General features: G+C 42.3%; 17 protein-coding genes and 1 riboswitch. Of the genes, 13 read left to right on the plus strand and 4 right to left on the minus strand.

Annotation, left to right across the window (positions count from 1 at the left end):
* Positions 1-263 precede the first annotated feature (263 nt).
* A complete protein-coding gene (locus AAEM60_RS05690) occupies positions 264-1,163 on the minus strand; it encodes a Gfo/Idh/MocA family oxidoreductase (RefSeq protein WP_299745999.1) in 900 nt (299 codons plus the stop codon).
* Positions 1,164-1,370: 207 nt separating this feature from the next.
* Positions 1,371-1,474, plus strand: a riboswitch (purine riboswitch).
* A 169-nt stretch (positions 1,475-1,643) separates the two neighbouring features.
* Between AAEM60_RS05690 and AAEM60_RS05695 the strand changes: the two genes are divergently transcribed.
* The 3 genes from AAEM60_RS05695 (at position 1,644) to AAEM60_RS05705 (ending at position 4,542) form a co-directional block, all read left to right on the plus strand.
* Positions 1,644-2,513: a 5'-methylthioadenosine/S-adenosylhomocysteine nucleosidase gene (locus tag AAEM60_RS05695; protein WP_341357645.1), complete on the plus strand. Its 870-nt coding sequence runs from the start codon at positions 1,644-1,646 to the stop codon at positions 2,511-2,513.
* A gap of 136 nt (positions 2,514-2,649) precedes the next feature.
* A complete protein-coding gene (locus AAEM60_RS05700; RefSeq protein WP_341357646.1) occupies positions 2,650-3,435 on the plus strand; it encodes an SDR family oxidoreductase in 786 nt (261 codons plus the stop codon).
* 168 nt (positions 3,436-3,603) lie between these two features.
* Positions 3,604-4,542 (plus strand): RsmD family RNA methyltransferase, encoded by a 939-nt coding sequence (locus AAEM60_RS05705; protein ID WP_299746004.1) that lies wholly within the window; start codon positions 3,604-3,606, stop codon positions 4,540-4,542.
* A gap of 176 nt (positions 4,543-4,718) precedes the next feature.
* On the opposite strand, the gene AAEM60_RS05710 is transcribed toward AAEM60_RS05705, so the two are convergent.
* Entirely contained in the window at positions 4,719-4,934 is a 216-nt protein-coding gene (locus AAEM60_RS05710) for a hypothetical protein (protein ID WP_299746006.1), read from the minus strand.
* A gap of 276 nt (positions 4,935-5,210) precedes the next feature.
* Between AAEM60_RS05710 and AAEM60_RS05715 the strand changes: the two genes are divergently transcribed.
* The 4 genes from AAEM60_RS05715 (at position 5,211) to AAEM60_RS05730 (ending at position 8,473) form a co-directional block, all read left to right on the plus strand.
* Positions 5,211-6,044 (plus strand): aldo/keto reductase, encoded by an 834-nt coding sequence (locus AAEM60_RS05715; RefSeq protein ID WP_299746009.1) that lies wholly within the window; start codon positions 5,211-5,213, stop codon positions 6,042-6,044.
* Positions 6,045-6,394: 350 nt separating this feature from the next.
* A complete protein-coding gene (locus AAEM60_RS05720; RefSeq protein WP_299746011.1) occupies positions 6,395-7,426 on the plus strand; it encodes a fatty acid desaturase in 1,032 nt (343 codons plus the stop codon).
* A 79-nt stretch (positions 7,427-7,505) separates the two neighbouring features.
* Positions 7,506-7,991: a response regulator gene (locus AAEM60_RS05725; protein WP_299746014.1), complete on the plus strand. Its 486-nt coding sequence runs from the start codon at positions 7,506-7,508 to the stop codon at positions 7,989-7,991.
* A 110-nt stretch (positions 7,992-8,101) separates the two neighbouring features.
* Complete coding sequence (locus AAEM60_RS05730) at positions 8,102-8,473, plus strand: DUF2500 domain-containing protein (protein ID WP_299746016.1); 372 nt, start codon at positions 8,102-8,104, stop codon at positions 8,471-8,473.
* 46 nt (positions 8,474-8,519) lie between these two features.
* Here the strand turns inward: AAEM60_RS05730 and rluF are convergent, their stop codons facing one another.
* Positions 8,520-9,227, minus strand: coding sequence for a 23S rRNA pseudouridine(2604) synthase RluF (rluF, locus tag AAEM60_RS05735; RefSeq protein WP_299746019.1), 708 nt, complete (start codon positions 9,225-9,227; stop codon positions 8,520-8,522).
* A gap of 189 nt (positions 9,228-9,416) precedes the next feature.
* Between rluF and AAEM60_RS05740 the strand changes: the two genes are divergently transcribed.
* The 3 genes from AAEM60_RS05740 to AAEM60_RS05750 all read left to right on the plus strand — a co-directional run bounded on the left by AAEM60_RS05740 (position 9,417) and on the right by AAEM60_RS05750 (position 10,863).
* Positions 9,417-10,181 carry a MerR family transcriptional regulator gene (locus AAEM60_RS05740; RefSeq protein WP_299746022.1) on the plus strand — a complete coding sequence of 255 codons (765 nt, stop codon included), beginning with the start codon at positions 9,417-9,419 and terminating at the stop codon, positions 10,179-10,181.
* Between the two features lie 94 nt (positions 10,182-10,275).
* On the plus strand, positions 10,276-10,425 hold the full coding sequence (locus tag AAEM60_RS05745) for a DUF3934 family protein (RefSeq protein WP_082051258.1): 150 nt from the start codon (positions 10,276-10,278) through the stop codon (positions 10,423-10,425).
* A 237-nt stretch (positions 10,426-10,662) separates the two neighbouring features.
* Positions 10,663-10,863, plus strand: coding sequence for a cold-shock protein (locus AAEM60_RS05750; RefSeq protein WP_064094055.1), 201 nt, complete (start codon positions 10,663-10,665; stop codon positions 10,861-10,863).
* Positions 10,864-10,956: 93 nt separating this feature from the next.
* Here AAEM60_RS05750 and AAEM60_RS05755 read toward each other — a convergent pair whose 3' ends face one another.
* Positions 10,957-11,169: a hypothetical protein gene (locus AAEM60_RS05755; protein ID WP_299746041.1), complete on the minus strand. Its 213-nt coding sequence runs from the start codon at positions 11,167-11,169 to the stop codon at positions 10,957-10,959.
* A gap of 263 nt (positions 11,170-11,432) precedes the next feature.
* Here AAEM60_RS05755 and AAEM60_RS05760 point away from each other — a divergent pair, with 263 nt between their 5' ends.
* The 3 genes from AAEM60_RS05760 (at position 11,433) to AAEM60_RS05770 (ending at position 15,518) form a co-directional block, all read left to right on the plus strand.
* Positions 11,433-11,633: a cold-shock protein gene (locus tag AAEM60_RS05760; RefSeq protein WP_064094055.1), complete on the plus strand. Its 201-nt coding sequence runs from the start codon at positions 11,433-11,435 to the stop codon at positions 11,631-11,633.
* A 916-nt stretch (positions 11,634-12,549) separates the two neighbouring features.
* Positions 12,550-13,995, plus strand: a complete 1,446-nt coding sequence (locus AAEM60_RS05765) for a DEAD/DEAH box helicase (protein ID WP_299744569.1) — start codon at positions 12,550-12,552, stop codon at positions 13,993-13,995.
* A 506-nt stretch (positions 13,996-14,501) separates the two neighbouring features.
* On the plus strand, positions 14,502-15,518 hold the full coding sequence (locus tag AAEM60_RS05770) for a LacI family DNA-binding transcriptional regulator (protein ID WP_299744572.1): 1,017 nt from the start codon (positions 14,502-14,504) through the stop codon (positions 15,516-15,518).
* The last annotated feature ends 117 nt before the right edge of the window (positions 15,519-15,635 follow it).

Raw genomic sequence — 15,635 nt, forward strand, 5'->3', positions numbered from 1 at the left:
CTCAATAGTAACAATTATCTGAAAATAAGAAGTAGGTATATTACATCTCTTGTGAGTCTTTTATACTAGTGGAATCGGCAAGTAAACTCTATAGCCAGATCCGTCTCTCAATGCATAGAGTGCTAACATATTGAAACGCTACTATCTTTTTCTTTCTGGATAAAGTGTTATTGGTTTTTATTAAAGAGGGACGTGGGGACAGGTTCCTTGTCCCGACACCCTTTTCATGAATGGGACAAGGAACCTGTCCCTAGTCCCATGCCCTACTCAATCATCCCGACAATCCTCTCACAAATTTCATGGGTTACGAGTGAATCCTCAATCGATGGGTCAGGCGTTGTACCATTTTGCACACAAGCTATGAAATGATCCACTAAATCATAAAACCCACGCTTATACAAAGTAGGCTCCCAATCACCAAATGAAGAAGAGCTGACTTCTTTATTATGATAGTGAGTCGTTTCCACGAGACTGTCGACGACATATTTATGATGTCCTGCAGAGTACTCGATGATTTCTTCCGTCACACCGCCATCACGGTTCATGATGCCCACAGCGGTACAGCCGTCACCGATCAACTGGATGACTAAATGATGAAGCTTGTCTTCTTTTTTTAGATGCTGAACCCTTACATCCTGAACCTCTGTATCCATTAAGAATCGCAGAGTATCTACAACATGGATGAAATCTTCTACGACGAACCTTCTGGCGTAATCAGGTAAAGCGTATCTGTTTTTTTGCATAAGAAGGAAGCTCGGTTTTCCGTGTTCTTTAAGCTCTTTCACTTTTGGTATGAAACGCCTGTTGAAACCAACCATAGCGATTTTGCCACTCTCTTTTGCAAGCTGGACGATTCTTTCGGTTTCGTGAAAGTTCAAGGAAATCGGCTTATCTATGTAAACGTTGATGCCATTCTCGAGTAGTTTTTCCGTTATTTCAAAGTGTGCTTCGGTAGCCGTACTCACAAATGCTGCGTCTATATTGGTTGCTATCAGTTCTTCTACAGTCTGTACCTTTTCCTGGATCCGATATTTGTTTGCCAGAGCATTCAGGGTTTCAGCATTCCTCGTGCAAAGCACCAGCTCGACTCCTTCTTTTTCAGAGAGAACTGGCAGGTAGGCTTTCTTGGCGATATCTCCTAATCCGATAAGTCCGATTTTCATGATTTTCACCCCGTTGTTTATTTTGTAGCTTCCTTTCATTATATTAATCTTGATTGATATATCAAATGTAAGGCTTTTCTGCATGAAGATCCCTTTTAATCGTGACTAATGTGCATCTACTGAAACACGAACAATTAACATATTGATAAAAATAATATTCGTATTTCGGTTGAATAATTAATTTGGGTCTGGTATAGTAGCACAGTACTGATTTTACATATCGTTACTCGTATATCCTCGGTAATATGGTCTGAGTGTTTCTACCTGGTTCCCATTATAAGAACTAGACTACGAGTTGAAGTATTCGGTTTTACGCCTTTTTTGACGTAGCCACTTTGTGATGCACATCCCTGTTCACCACCTATACTTTGACTTCGAAGGTCTGGAAAGTAGAAACCACTCTACATGTTCTGGATCTTTTTCTTTTGGTCAAAACAACGAGATATCAACATCAGGAAAAAACGAAAAAGGAGAGATTTAATGAAAAAGAAACTGGCTTTATTCGCATCATTATCCTTACTCGCATTGTCCTTATTTACTGGATGCAGTTCCACTTCACAGACTGCAGCTAAGGAAGAAAAGGCAGAGAGGCCCATTATGATTCAAGGTCCAATGCCGATTGAAGCTGAAAAGTTTGCAGGGAAATTAGAAAATGTGAAAGAAGAAAAATCGGGATCATTTGTTTTTTATATAGGAACGCTTGATGATTATCCTGTCATCGTTGCCAAAACCGGTAAAGGGATGGAAAACACGGCAGCAGCTACTGCGGTAGCCATTGAGAAATACGATCCAATCGCCATCATCAACCAAGGAACATCAGGTGGACATGACCCTGAACTACATGTATTTGATATCGTATTAGGAGAAAGAACCGTGAACCTGGGTTCATTGAAAACTGCTGACAAAGCTGATAACGAAGGAATTGATCCAACCGTCTGGAAGCCGATGGACTTAATGGCTTCTGAAGGCAGTGCAGGTGAAGACCCAAATGCTGAAAAGATCCGTTATTACGATGGAGACAAGGACTTACTTGAAGCTGCCAAAGCAGTGAAGGATACATACACTGATGGTAAGATCGTCGAGGGCACAATCGGATCTGCCGACGTGTGGAATAATGAAGTGGACCGCATCCAATGGTTCCATGAGAAATACGGTACTTCTGTAGAGGAGATGGAAGGTGCCGCAGCAGCACAGATTGCCGGTGCATATGATGTAGCGTTCCTGGGAATCCGTGTACTGTCCAATAACAAGACAAACGGTGGAGCATACAACCCGGAAACCGCATCATCGAATCAGGAATATGTCTATGAAGTGGTGAAAGAATATATTTCCACTATGGAAAATAAATAATGTTGTGGGGCCAGCCCCCTGGTAAACTAATGCGTTAGTGAGCCGGGGGCTGGCCTCTTTTTTATATAAAAAGTTTTACACATTTTGTTAAAGGGAAGAAAGAAGGAAGACACGTTTTTAATAGGAGGAATACAGAATGGCTAAAACAATTTTCATTACAGGAGCAGGAAGTGGTCTGGCAAGAGAAGCATCACTCGGTCTTGCAAAAAAGGGCCACCGTGTGATTGCGACGACAGAGCTTACTTCCCAGAAAACCGATCTTATGAGGGAAGCGGAAGAGCAAAATCTGGATATAGAAGTATTCAAGCTCGATATTACAAACTCCAGAGATCGGGAACAGATTACCAAATATGATTTCGACGTATTTGTAGCAAACGCAGCGATCAATGAAGGCGGACCACTCGGAGAAGTTCCTATGGACCGTTTCCGTGCACTATTTGAAGTGAACGTCTTCGCAACCCTTGAAACCGTTCAACTGGCCGCAAGGAATCTTGTGAAAAAAGGAAGCGGAAAGATCGTGTTCATGAGTTCCATGGCAGGGATATCAGCGACACCATATGTGGGTCCTTACACAGCAACGAAGCACGCCATTGAAGGAATTGCTCAAACCTTGAAATCGGAGCTTGAAGAGTTCGGAGTGAAGGTTGCAACCATCAACCCGGGTGCGTTCGAGACCGGCTTCAATAAAAGAAGCGCAGAGGAAATCTGGAAATGGTTCGATGATGAAAAGAACTTTACCCGTAAAGAAGATATGCTAAAACAGCAGGAAGGGTTAAAAGACCAGTTCGATCCGGAAGACATGATTCAAAAGATGATTGAAATCATCCCCGCCGAAAACCATAAATTCCGTACGGTTTATCCGGAAGAAACGGAGAAGCAGCTGAAGGAAACCCAGCAGGAACGTTGGGAAATGAAAATTTGATAAAGGATCATTTTTAGTAACGGCCCATTCAATTATGGATGGGCTTTTTTAATGAAGGTCCGTCCCTCACCACGTTAAAGCGTTGAGGGACGGACCTTATCGGGTAAGAACCCTCTCCGTATGTTACAATGTTCTAATGCAACACAACATTTTTAACATCACACGGAGATGATCACTATAGAAGCGAAAAACTATTTATATACGTATTCATGGGAAGCGAACGAAGGATCCTTATGCGCATTGGAAAGAAGAGCGTTATTTGGAAAAAACTCTGAATCTGGTATTCTGGAAAGTTCAGTGAAAATAGATCCTAGTAGAAGTCCTTTTATTAGAGAACGGCTTGACATGATATGCGAGGGAAAAAGTTTTGAAGATTTACTAGAAGAAATAGAAAAATTAGAAGCACTGGATGGATTCAAAGTAGTATATGTACAAAATCCAGATTCCGAAAGAGTGGGCTTTAAGAAGCTGCGTAGGATTGAGAAGGAAGTGGGCTTGCATCTGAAAGGGGAAGCTGAGTTGGTCGATCCGGACATTTGGTTCGGGGTCATACAGACGAACGATCGTTGGGTATTCGGAAAATATATGAAAAATGAAGCCGTTTGGTTACACCATGTGAAGAAGCCGCACAGCTATTCGACTGCACTTAGCACTCGTGTAGCAAGAGCGGTCGTAAACATAGCGTCCCCAAATCCGGATGGGATCAAGATGATTGATCCTTGTTGCGGAATTGGGACAGTCCTTGTCGAGGCGTTGTCCATGGGAATCGATATTGTCGGTAGTGACCGCAATCCTTTGATCCTGGATGGAGTAAAGGAGAATATCGCTCATTTTGGTTTCGAAGGGGCAGTCTCTTTAAAGGATATTAACGACGTCAAGGGTAGCTATGATGTGGCCGTGATTGACCTTCCCTACAATCTTTGTTCAGTGATTACGGATGATGAGCAGCTTGAAATGCTTCGCAGTGCGAGACGATTTGCAACGAAGGTCGTGATCGTGACATTGGAAGATGCCGATGCAAACGTTAAAAAAGCAGGATTCCAGATTGTAGACCGCTGTGAAGTGAGCAAGGGGAGATTTGTACGGCAGATATTGGTATGTGAGTGATGAGGACAGATCCCCGCTGCATTCCTTTACATGATATCCACTCCAATGCCAGATTCTCGTTAAGAAAGCATTTCAGTACAGGGCGGGGTACGGGTTATTAAGATTACTTATCTAGCTGAGAAGGGGAACATGTCCCAATCAAAAAGAGACCCGGATCAACCCGGGTCTCTTTTCGATTAACATTTTCTGTGAAGTTTTGCCTGTACAACCTTAAAGATGATGCATAGTGCAAAAATCACAATAGCGATCACTGCAATTGTACTGGTAATCGGAGTGACCACTGCTAAAATACCAGTAATCGTTGCCGGTAAACCACTAAACAGAGTTACCCCCAATAGTGCAAATCCTGCCAGGATACCTGCCAGTAATAAAAGAATAAAACGATCTAACATTTTGTTCCCCCCTTTCAGCACATTATATGTACAAGCTGAAACAACAGTGAGGGTTTATGGAAAATGTGTTTATGACATGGTAGATCCAACTACTTTCATAATGGAATGAACAAACCATACAAGGATGTACTAATAAAGCCACTCTTTTCAGGCACTTCCAAGTACCTATCCCACAAAAAAGTACCTACTTTTCAAGCTTTATTTCATGGTCCATACTATATTCATGTTCTCCTCGAGAACATTCTATTTTATATAAAGTTAAAGGAGAGTGTAGGTATGAACGTCAAATCTATCACTTTAAATAATCATATAAAAATGCCAGAAGTAGGGTACGGAGTTTTCCGGGTAGAGGATGGTCCAGAATTAGAACGGGCGGTGCAAACTGCTATCAAGTTGGGGTACCGTAGTATCGATACAGCCGCCATCTATGGAAATGAAGAGAGTGTCGGGAAAGGCATCAATAAAGCGATTGAAGCTGGAATTGTGTCCCGGGAGGAATTGTTTGTCACTTCGAAGGTTTGGAATAATGGCCTTTCCTATGATGAAACGATCGCGGCTTACGAAGAAAGCTTAGAGAAAATGGGACTTGACTATCTCGATCTTTATTTGATTCACTGGCCTGGAAAAGAGAAGTACATGGAGTCTTGGAAAGCTCTTGAATCCCTTTATAAAGAGGGCAGGATCAAAGCGATCGGTGTAAGTAACTTCCAGGTACATCACTTGGAGCATTTACTCGAGGAAGCTGAAATCACTCCTGTTGTTAACCAGATCGAATTCCATCCCAAGCTGATTCAAACGGAAGTGAGAGATTTTTGCCAGAAGCACAATATCCAAGTTGAAGCCTGGTCTCCCCTTATGAATGCAGAGCTATTAAGCAATGAAACCATTAAAGGGATTGCTCAGTCACATGGTAAATCACCCGCTCAAGTGATACTGCGCTGGGATCTCCAACAAGGAGTCATCACAATTCCAAAGTCCATGACGGAGTCCAGAATTCAAGAAAACATTTCTATATATGATTTTGAATTAACTTCTGAACAAATGGATCAATTAGATGCATTAAATGAAGGTCTCCGCAGTGGTCCGGATCCGGATGAGTTCGATTTTTAATGAGTGAATAGTACAAAAGAGGATGACCTAAAGAAAATCTTTGGGCCATCCTCTTTATTTGTAGGCTATACAAGAGACTTTTTGTTATATTGAAGAACTTTTTTATAAAACCTCTCTAAAAAATCCCTCAAACAAGAATATTTTTCTAATCTGAAAAAATAATATAACCAATTGGAAACGTGAAGCAATCATTGTGAATCCAGCAATATCAAGGGTTTGTGCGTTAGTGGGTTCATGACAAATTCTCCCTTATGACATTTGTCATACCCAGCATATGACACCTACTACTAACACGATGATTTCGCTTATCCTATAATGAGTTCAACGCCTTAAATGAAGGGAATTATGACATGACAAATATAAAAACGTTGAAAAAAGAAGTTGCTCCTTATGAAAAGTCAACAACAAAGGAAAGTGTATGGCAGATCATCAACACGCTGGGGCCATTCTTTCTATTATGGTTTCTTGCGTATCAAAGTCTTTCGGTATCGTACTGGCTGGCGCTCGTTCCAATCGTGATCGCTGCAGGGTTCCTGACACGAATCTTCATTATCTTTCATGATTGTACCCATTTCTCTTTCTTTAAAAGCCGCCGTGTAAACCGAATCGTCGGAACAGCTATGGGTGTGTTAACGCTATTCCCGTTCGACCAGTGGGGGCATGATCATGCCGTCCATCACGCGACAAGCGGGAACCTGGATAAGCGTGGAACAGGTGACATCTGGACGCTGACGATTGATGAATATTTAGCAGCACCTCTTAAGATTCGTTTAGCGTATCGCTTTTACCGCAATCCGTTCGTTATGTTTGTATTAGGACCGATTTATGTATTCCTTCTGAAAAATAGATTTAACCGTAAAAATGCACGTAAGAAAGAACGTAATAACACGTATTTAGTGAACGTGATCATCGTGGCCCTTATCGCACTTCTATGTGTGACACTGGGATGGCAGGAATTCCTGCTGGTACAGGGATCCATCTTCATGGTTTCAGGATCGATCGGAATTTGGTTGTTCTATGTTCAGCATACGTTTGAAGACTCGTATTTCGAAGAAGACAAAGAATGGCAATATGTGTTGGCGGCTGTTGAAGGAAGCTCCTTCTATAAGCTTCCAAAAATCATGCAGTTCCTTACAGGTAACATCGGTTATCACCATATTCACCATCTAAGTCCGAGAGTGCCGAACTACAGACTGGAAGAAGCTCATAAAAACTCAGAGCCATTACAAAAAGTACCAACCATCTCACTTTTAACAAGCTTAAAATCATTACGTTTCAAGCTTTGGGATGAAGAAAACAAAACGTTTGTAAGCTTTAGAGGCATCAAGTCTCTGGATAAGTCAAAATCAAGAATCTCGACTGAAGCCAAACCTGAACTATAAACCTGACCGACTCTCCTTATGAACGTTTCATATAAGGGGAGTCTTTACTTGATAAGGCCTATAAAAGGAGAGAACCTACATGATTCGAATCGTCATACAAGAAGACCAACAGTTGCTCCGTGAAACCATGAGCTCCCTCCTTAACCTGGAGGACGATATGGAAGTCGTCGGTCAGGCATCGGGCATACAGGACTCCCAAACACTTATCCAAAAACTAAAACCAGACCTCTTCATCATGGATATTGAAATGCTGGAGAGGGACGGACCTCTAGAGGCAGGATGTCCACTGCTTGTTCTTACTACATTTGCAAAAAAGGGGTATCGAGATAAAGTGGAACAAGCGGATGCACGCGGGTATCTGTTGAAGGACAGTCCAAGTGATGAATTGACATCGTCGATTCGTAACATAATGGGAGGAATGAAGGTCTATTCCTCTAAGCTCAATATAGCTGAGGAAGAGTCCCGGGAATGTACTTCCTATGAAATTCCTCGTACGCCAAAACCAGTGAAGAAGAATTATATAACAATGGTCATAAATAAGATGAAGCTTCCGACAGGATCATAGCCTTCCCTCCTCAATCAGGGGAGGTTTTTTTGTGAATATGAAATAACTTTAATAACATATAAAAGAATATAGATGGTAAAATAGTGGGAAATACCCAAGGGGGGAGTTACATGGCACCAGGAGGAGATATGATGTTTCAAATTGTCCCTATTTTTATAGGGATCGTCTTTGTCATCGTGATTTCGTTCATTCTGTTCTCCATTATAAAAGGAGTGGGCGAGTGGAGTAAGAATAACCAGTCACCCGTTATAAATGTCCGGGCAAAAGTCCTTGCCAAAAGGACGGCAGTAAGAGGTGGTGGGGAAACAAGAGCCTATAGCCAATACTTTGTCACCTTCGAAGTGGACAGTGGGGACAGGATGGAGTTAAAGGTCAAAGATACTGAGTATGGGATGCTTGTGGAAGGAGACCAGGGGGAATTGAACTTCCAGGGCTCCCGTTATCTTGGGTTCGTCCGTCACTCTCGGGAAGTCCATATGTAAAAAACGGACCCGCCATACACAACGTATGGCGGGTCCGGCTGGATGATTACCATTCCTTCGGTTCATAATCCAAATCCTGAAACAGTCGCGTCTTCTCTTTCTTAGAAAGGTCACGCCATTGTCCTACAGGCAGGTTCCCTAAATGAATATTCATGATCCTCGTACGCTGCAGTCTATATACCTCGTATCCAAGGGCTTCGCACATACGACGTATTTGGCGGTTCAATCCTTGAGTCAATGTGATTTGGAAGACATACTTAGAAATCTGTTCAACCTTACATGGCAGTGTCTTCGTTCCCAGGATCTTAACACCCTCCGACATCTGCTTTAGAAAATCCTCTGAAATCGGGCGGTCAACCGTCACGATGTATTCCTTCTCATGCTGATTCTCGGCACGAAGGATTTCATTGACGATATCCCCATCGTTCGTAAGAAGAATCAAGCCATCTGAATCCTTGTCCAATCGTCCGATATTGAAAATTCGCAGGGGATGATTGACGAGATCCACAATATTCCCTTTCACGCCTTTTTCTGTGGTACTCGTAATCCCAACAGGTTTATTTAAAGCGATATATACATTGTTTCGTGCCACCCTTACAGGTGCCCCGCTCACCTTCACATCATCCCCGGGATTCACTTGATCTCCAATCTTCGCGATCTTCCCGTTAATGGTCACTCTTCCTTCTGTAATCAATTTATCTGCACCGCGTCTGGATGCCTTTCCAGCTTCGCTGATATATTTATTAATACGCATGTTCAACACAACCTTAAACTGATAATTAATAATCTAAGAATATCGGACTGCTGCTTTATTTTCAAGGGATTCCCCAAATAGATCCCTTCCAGGTGGGCTATCCTATCAAATAAAAAACTTTTTTCAAAAACCCCCTTTACATTCACGCAGCGTCAACCTGTAAAGTAAGAATTGTCAGGAGGTGAAATCATGGAATATACCGTTAAGAAGCTTGGGGAGCTCGCTGGTGTGAGCACACGAACTCTGCGCTATTATGATGAAATTGAGATTCTGAAGCCGGCAAGGACCAATTCGTCAGGATATCGGATATACGGGCAGAGGGAAGTCGACCGACTGCAGCAGATCCTCTTTTATAAAGAATTAGGTGTAGGACTGGATGAAATCAAGGATATTCTGGATGATCCTGCCTTTGACGCAACTCATGCCTTGAAGGAACACCGCGAAAAATTGTTAGCCAGACGAGAGCAGCTTGATCAATTGATTGCAAATGTAGATAAAACAATACATGTAAAGGAAGGGAGAATGACCATGTCAGATAAAGAAAAGTTTGAAGGATTCAAGCAAAAGATGATTGAGGATAACGAGAAAAGGTATGGAAAAGAAGTACGGGAGAAATATGGTGACAAGGCAGTGGACGAATCTAACGCCAAAGTGATGAACATGTCCCAGGAAGACCATGAAAAAGTCACAGGGCTTGAAAAAGAGATAAAAGTAACGTTAGCCGAAGCGTTCGAAACAGGTGATCCAGCAAGCGACATCGCCCAGAAAGCTGCTGACTTGCATAAAGAGTGGATCACATTCTACTGGGGACAGTACACCAAGGAGGGTCATGCCGGTCTTGCTCAGATGTATGTCGATGATGAGCGGTTTAAGGCATACTATGATGCAGAGCAGGAGGGTGTGGCTGAGTTCTTGAGGGACGCGATCCACATCTACACAGGGCAGAAAAACTGAGTGGAATAAACAAGGAGTTCATTCCTCCACTAATAAGTGTTATGATATGAGGACGAACTTGAAAGAACGTACCTTATCATAACGGAGTGAAAAAATGAGTAAACCAAAGAAAAAGAGCGGCACAGGCCAAGGCACAGGAAAGAAAGGCTGGAATCGCTGGCAGGCCGGAGCAAATAAGAAGAAGAGCAACAAGCCCTATACTAGTAAAGGCGTAAAACATGGGAGTAAGCAGGAAGATAAATAGTCATATGTAAGTCCATTTCCTTCCGGGGAAGTGGACTTTTATATAGGAAGATAGAGTGGGTCTTCAACAATTTTGTAAAAGTATTTGCTATTTTTACGATTTCCTGTTATTCTAAGAAAGAATTATTTTTGTTCGGTCTGTAAGGAATGAAAGTATTTAAACTTTTCGCCTTTGATATCTAATTGAGCAACGATAGTAATAAATCGTGGATTCAAGTCCACACAGGAGGAAACAATTATGCAACAAGGTACAGTAAAATGGTTTAACGCAGAAAAAGGTTTCGGTTTCATCGAAATCGAAGGTGGAGAAGATGTATTCGTACATTTCTCAGCTATCCAAGGCGAAGGATTTAAATCTTTAGACGAAGGTCAAAAAGTTACATTTGACACTGAGCAAGGTCAACGTGGACTTCAAGCGACTAACGTAAACAAAGCGTAATAGCTTTATGATGAAGGACTCTCTCTGAGAGTCCTTTTTTATTTGCGAAAAAAAAGAGGTCCCTGCAGTTCGATCACAGGCACCTTTTCAAAATTACGTTAACGCATACTTAATGATTCCTTGAATGTAAACGGAGGATTCATTCTGATTACATTCCCTGATTTTGATTTTTCCTTCTTTTTCTAACTCAGTTGCCAGATTTTTGATTGTTTGTGCTTCTTCTTTTGAAGTCATAGGGATTTCAATTGAAAAGAAGTTTCCGCGACTGGCTTGATTTAAACTTTTTAATAATCCAATTTTATTCATTTGGGTCATCCCCTTTATCTCTTACTTTCGACATAAGGACGGATTTATCCTTTACTAATGGAGAGTTTAAAGAATAAAGAGGGGTTGAGGGTGATTATTGTATTCGATTTGCTTTTTCTCAGGTTATCTGTTATTCTAAGAAAGAATTATTTTTGTTCGGTCTGTAAGGAAAGAATAAGTATTTAAACTTTTCGCCTTTGATATCTAATTGAGCAACGATAGTAATAAATCGTGGATTCAAGTCCACACAGGAGGAAACAATTATGCAACAAGGTACAGTAAAGTGGTTTAACGCAGAAAAAGGTTTCGGTTTCATCGAAATCGAAGGTGGAGAAGATGTATTCGTACATTTCTCAGCTATCCAAGGCGAAGGATTTAAATCTTTAGACGAAGGTCAAAAAGTTACATTTGACACTGAGCAAGGTCAACGTGGACTTCAAGCGACTAACGTAAACAAAGCGTAATAGCTTTTGATGAAGGGACTCTCTCGGAGGGTCCTTTTTTTATTTTTTATTGTTGTCTGGGCTGAACGAGCCGCCTGCGCTTTAGGTGTCATCCAGCTCCGGCGGCTAGAGGCTCGAGGTCATAAGTCAAACATGCCAAAAAGGCAAAGAACGCCTTTCCGGCATGTTCGTCTTATGCTTGTCGCCTCTGGGCGAGCCGCCTGCGCATTTGGTGTCATCCAGCTCCGGCGGCTAGAGGCTCGAGGTCATAAGTCAAACATGCCAAAAAGGCAAAGAACGCCTTTCCGGCATGTTCGTCTTATGCTTGTCGCCTCTGGGCGAGCCGCCTGCGCATTTGGTGTCATCCAGCTCCGGCGGCTAGAGGCTCGAGGTCATAAGTCAAACATGCCAAAAAGGCAAAGAATGCCTTTCCGGCATGTTCGCCTTATGCTTGTCGCCTCTGGGCGAGCCGCCTGCGCATTTGGTGTCATCCAGCTCCGGCGGCTAGAGGCTCGAGGTCATAAGTCAAACATGCCAAAAAGGCAAAGAACGCCTTTCCGGCATGTTCGTCTTATGCTTGTCACCTCTGGGCGAGCCGCCTGCGCATTTGGTGTCATCCAGCTCCGGCGGCTAGAGGCTCGAGGTCATAAGTCAAACATGCCAAAAAGGCAAAGAACGCCTTTCCGGCATGTTCGCCTTATGCTTGTCGCCTCTGGGCGAGCCGCCTGCGCTTTAGATATAAAAAGGGACCGACAGCGTTCGTCGGTCCCGGAGACAACATGTTACAAGTTAAAAATGGTTAGGTAAAGCATAACACACTATCGGTGGAATACCTAAAGATATTTGAAAAGAATTTGCTGGGGGTATAATTCCATTGAATAGAATCGACACTTTCCTATGAGAATAAAACTAAAGAAGGAATAAATGAGGTAGTGAAATGAGTATAAAACAATTTACGGATTATAAGCTTAGTAATGAAATTGTAAGGGCTCTATCCGGTTTAGGGTATCAAGCTCCAACCGAGGTTCAATCCAAGGTGCTTCCATTGGCTCTGGAGAAGAAGGATCTTGTTGTGCGTTCCCAAACAGGAAGCGGTAAGACAGCCTCTTTCGGGATTCCGATTTGCGAGATGGTACAGTGGGAAGAGAATAAGCCTCAAGCCCTTGTGCTGACGCCAACACGTGAACTCGCGGTTCAAGTAAAAGAAGACATCACAAACATCGGTAGATATAAGCGTATCAAAGCGGCTGCCGTGTACGGGAAATCTCCTTTTCAACGACAAAAACTTGAGCTTAAGCAGAAAAATCATGTCGTAGTAGGCACTCCCGGTCGTGTTCTCGATCATATTGAAAAAGGAACATTCCCACTGGATAAGCTTTCGTACCTTGTAATCGACGAAGCCGATGAGATGCTTAACATGGGGTTTATCGAACAGGTGGAAGCGATTATTCAGGAGCTGCCGACTGAGCGGGTAACGCTGACATTCTCAGCTACATTACCAGAGGATGTGGAAACACTTTGCCATAAATATATGAAGAAACCAGTTCACATTGAAATCAAAGCAACGGGTATTACGACAGATAAAATCGATCACTCTTTGATCGAAGTGAGAGAGGAGAATAAGCTGACTCTGCTGAAAAACGTCACAACTGTTGAAAATCCCGATAGCTGCATCATCTTTTGCCGAACAAAAGAAAATGTTGATACATTATGTGATGAGTTGGATCGATCAGGGTATCCCGTTGATAAAATTCATGGCGGTATGATTCAGGAAGCGCGCTTTGAAGTGATGGACGATTTTAAAAGAGGGGAATTCCGGTACCTGGTGGCAACGGATGTGGCAGCCCGTGGAATCGATATTGAAAACATTACACATGTCATCAATTATGATATCCCCATGGAAAAAGAAAGTTATGTTCACCGCACGGGAAGAACGGGCCGCGCAGGTTCTGAAGGGAAGGCGATCACCTTCTGCACACCGTATGAAGATAAATTCCTTGCCGAGATTGAAGACTATATCGGATTTACGATTCCAAAGCTGCAGTCGCCGTCGGAAGAAGCAGTGTCAAAAGCCAAAGCGGATTTTGATCGGAAATTAGACACGGAACCTGATTTTAAATCAGACAAGAGTGAGCAATTGAACAGAGGTATCATGAAGCTCTACTTCAATGGTGGGAAGAAAAAGAAAATCAGGGCAGTCGATTTCGTCGGAACAATTGCGAAACTTGATGGCGTGACTGCTGACGACATCGGGATCATCACGATCCAGGAAAACCTTTCGTATGTGGAGATATTGAATGGCAAAGGGCCGTTGGTCTTACAAGCGATGAAGAAAACCACAGTCAAGGGTAAGATGCTGAAGGTTCATGAAGCGAGGAAATAAATAATCTATAAAAGAGATCATATCATGCAGCGAATTTATCAAAATTCGCTGTTTTTTTATGTTTTGGGACATAAATGATGAGTGAATTAGAGAAAAAAGGTGAGGTGATAGTCCTTTGGGTGATAAAAGAGGGGGACATTCTTTAAGGGTTCTTGATATATCAGCGAAATCATGATTTTATCAGCGATATTTTCAATATATCAGCGAAATCTCAAATTTATCAGCGAACTCAGACATTCAAAGCATTAAAAGATAGGCCCAACCAGCGTCCAGTTATCTATCGCTGCGTCCCGATATAATCTGAGATCCATTTAACGGCGGAATTCTGATGTTAACGGCGAAATTTCAAAAATAGCGGCGAAACTGCCACAACGGTATAAGTGGGACACGGTGCCTGTCCCCCTGTCCCAACAAAAAAACGTTATTGAAAAATAATGTTGTAATCGTTTTCAATCTGTTGTATTATTCAGTTAAAGGAAATCCGAAACGTTTTGGGAGATGTGTAAGTGACTACGATTAAAGATATTGCCAGAGTAGCCGGGGTATCCGTTACGACGGTGTCAAGGGCGTTAAATGGATATTCAGATGTCAATGAAGACACGAGAAAGAAGATTGCAGAAGTTGCCAAAGAGTTAAATTATAGTCCAAATTCGATTGCCCGAAGTTTAGTTATGAAAAAGTCGAAAACGATTGGATTACTCGTTTCCGGATTTACAAAGGAAAGTGTGAAGGATAATTTCATCGTGGAAGTGCTGGCGGGCATTAATGAATTTGTTTCCGGTTCTGACTACGATCTTGTCCTATTCAACACCAATTCTTCGAAGCAGCGTGAAAAGACGTATACTCAACTTTGCAGGGAAAGAAGAGTGGACGGGGTCATAATCCAGGGGATTCGCACCGATGATCCTTATTTACATGAAGTCGTCGAAAGTGATATTCCTTGCGTATTAATTGATATTCCCCTTGAGTCCGGGAATGTGAGTCATGTGACAACGGATAATGTATTAGGAGCTGAGAAAGCCGTTCAACATTTACTCGAAAATGGTCACAAGAACATCGGGATGATTAATGGACATGAGTTTGCGTTTGTTAGTCAGCAGCGATTGGAAGGGTATAAAAACGCTTTGCAAAAAGCAAGGGTAGAACTCAATACCAACTACATCGTGAATGGTAAGTTCACAGAAGAAAGCGGAAAGAAAGCAGCTAACACATTATTGACCTCACATCCTGAAATAACAGCTATATTTTGCGCAAGCGATTTAATGGCCATTGGAGCGATGAGTGCAGCGAAAGAGTTGAAGATACAGGTGCCAGAAAAACTTTCCATTGTCGGGTATGATGATATACTGCTTGCTTCCTATGTTAGTCCCAAGCTGACAACCATCCAACAAAATAAGTTTCAGCTGGGGTATGAAGGGGCAAGATTATTGCTCGACTTATTATCAAATCAATCCAAGACCCATCGAATGGTGTTGGAGACAAAGTTAATCAAAAGAGAAAGTACGAATCATAGAAATGAATAAACGTTAGTGAAAGTCTTCAAAAGGAAGAGGAGTAAAAGCCAACTTTTATTTAGGGGGTAATCCGAAACGTTTTGGAAATGGATATATTTTTTTTGCCGGATTTCCAAAACGTTTCGG

It is taken from the genome of Rossellomorea sp. y25 (genome assembly GCF_038049935.1).
Classification (GTDB): Bacteria; Bacillota; Bacilli; order Bacillales; family Bacillaceae_B; genus Rossellomorea.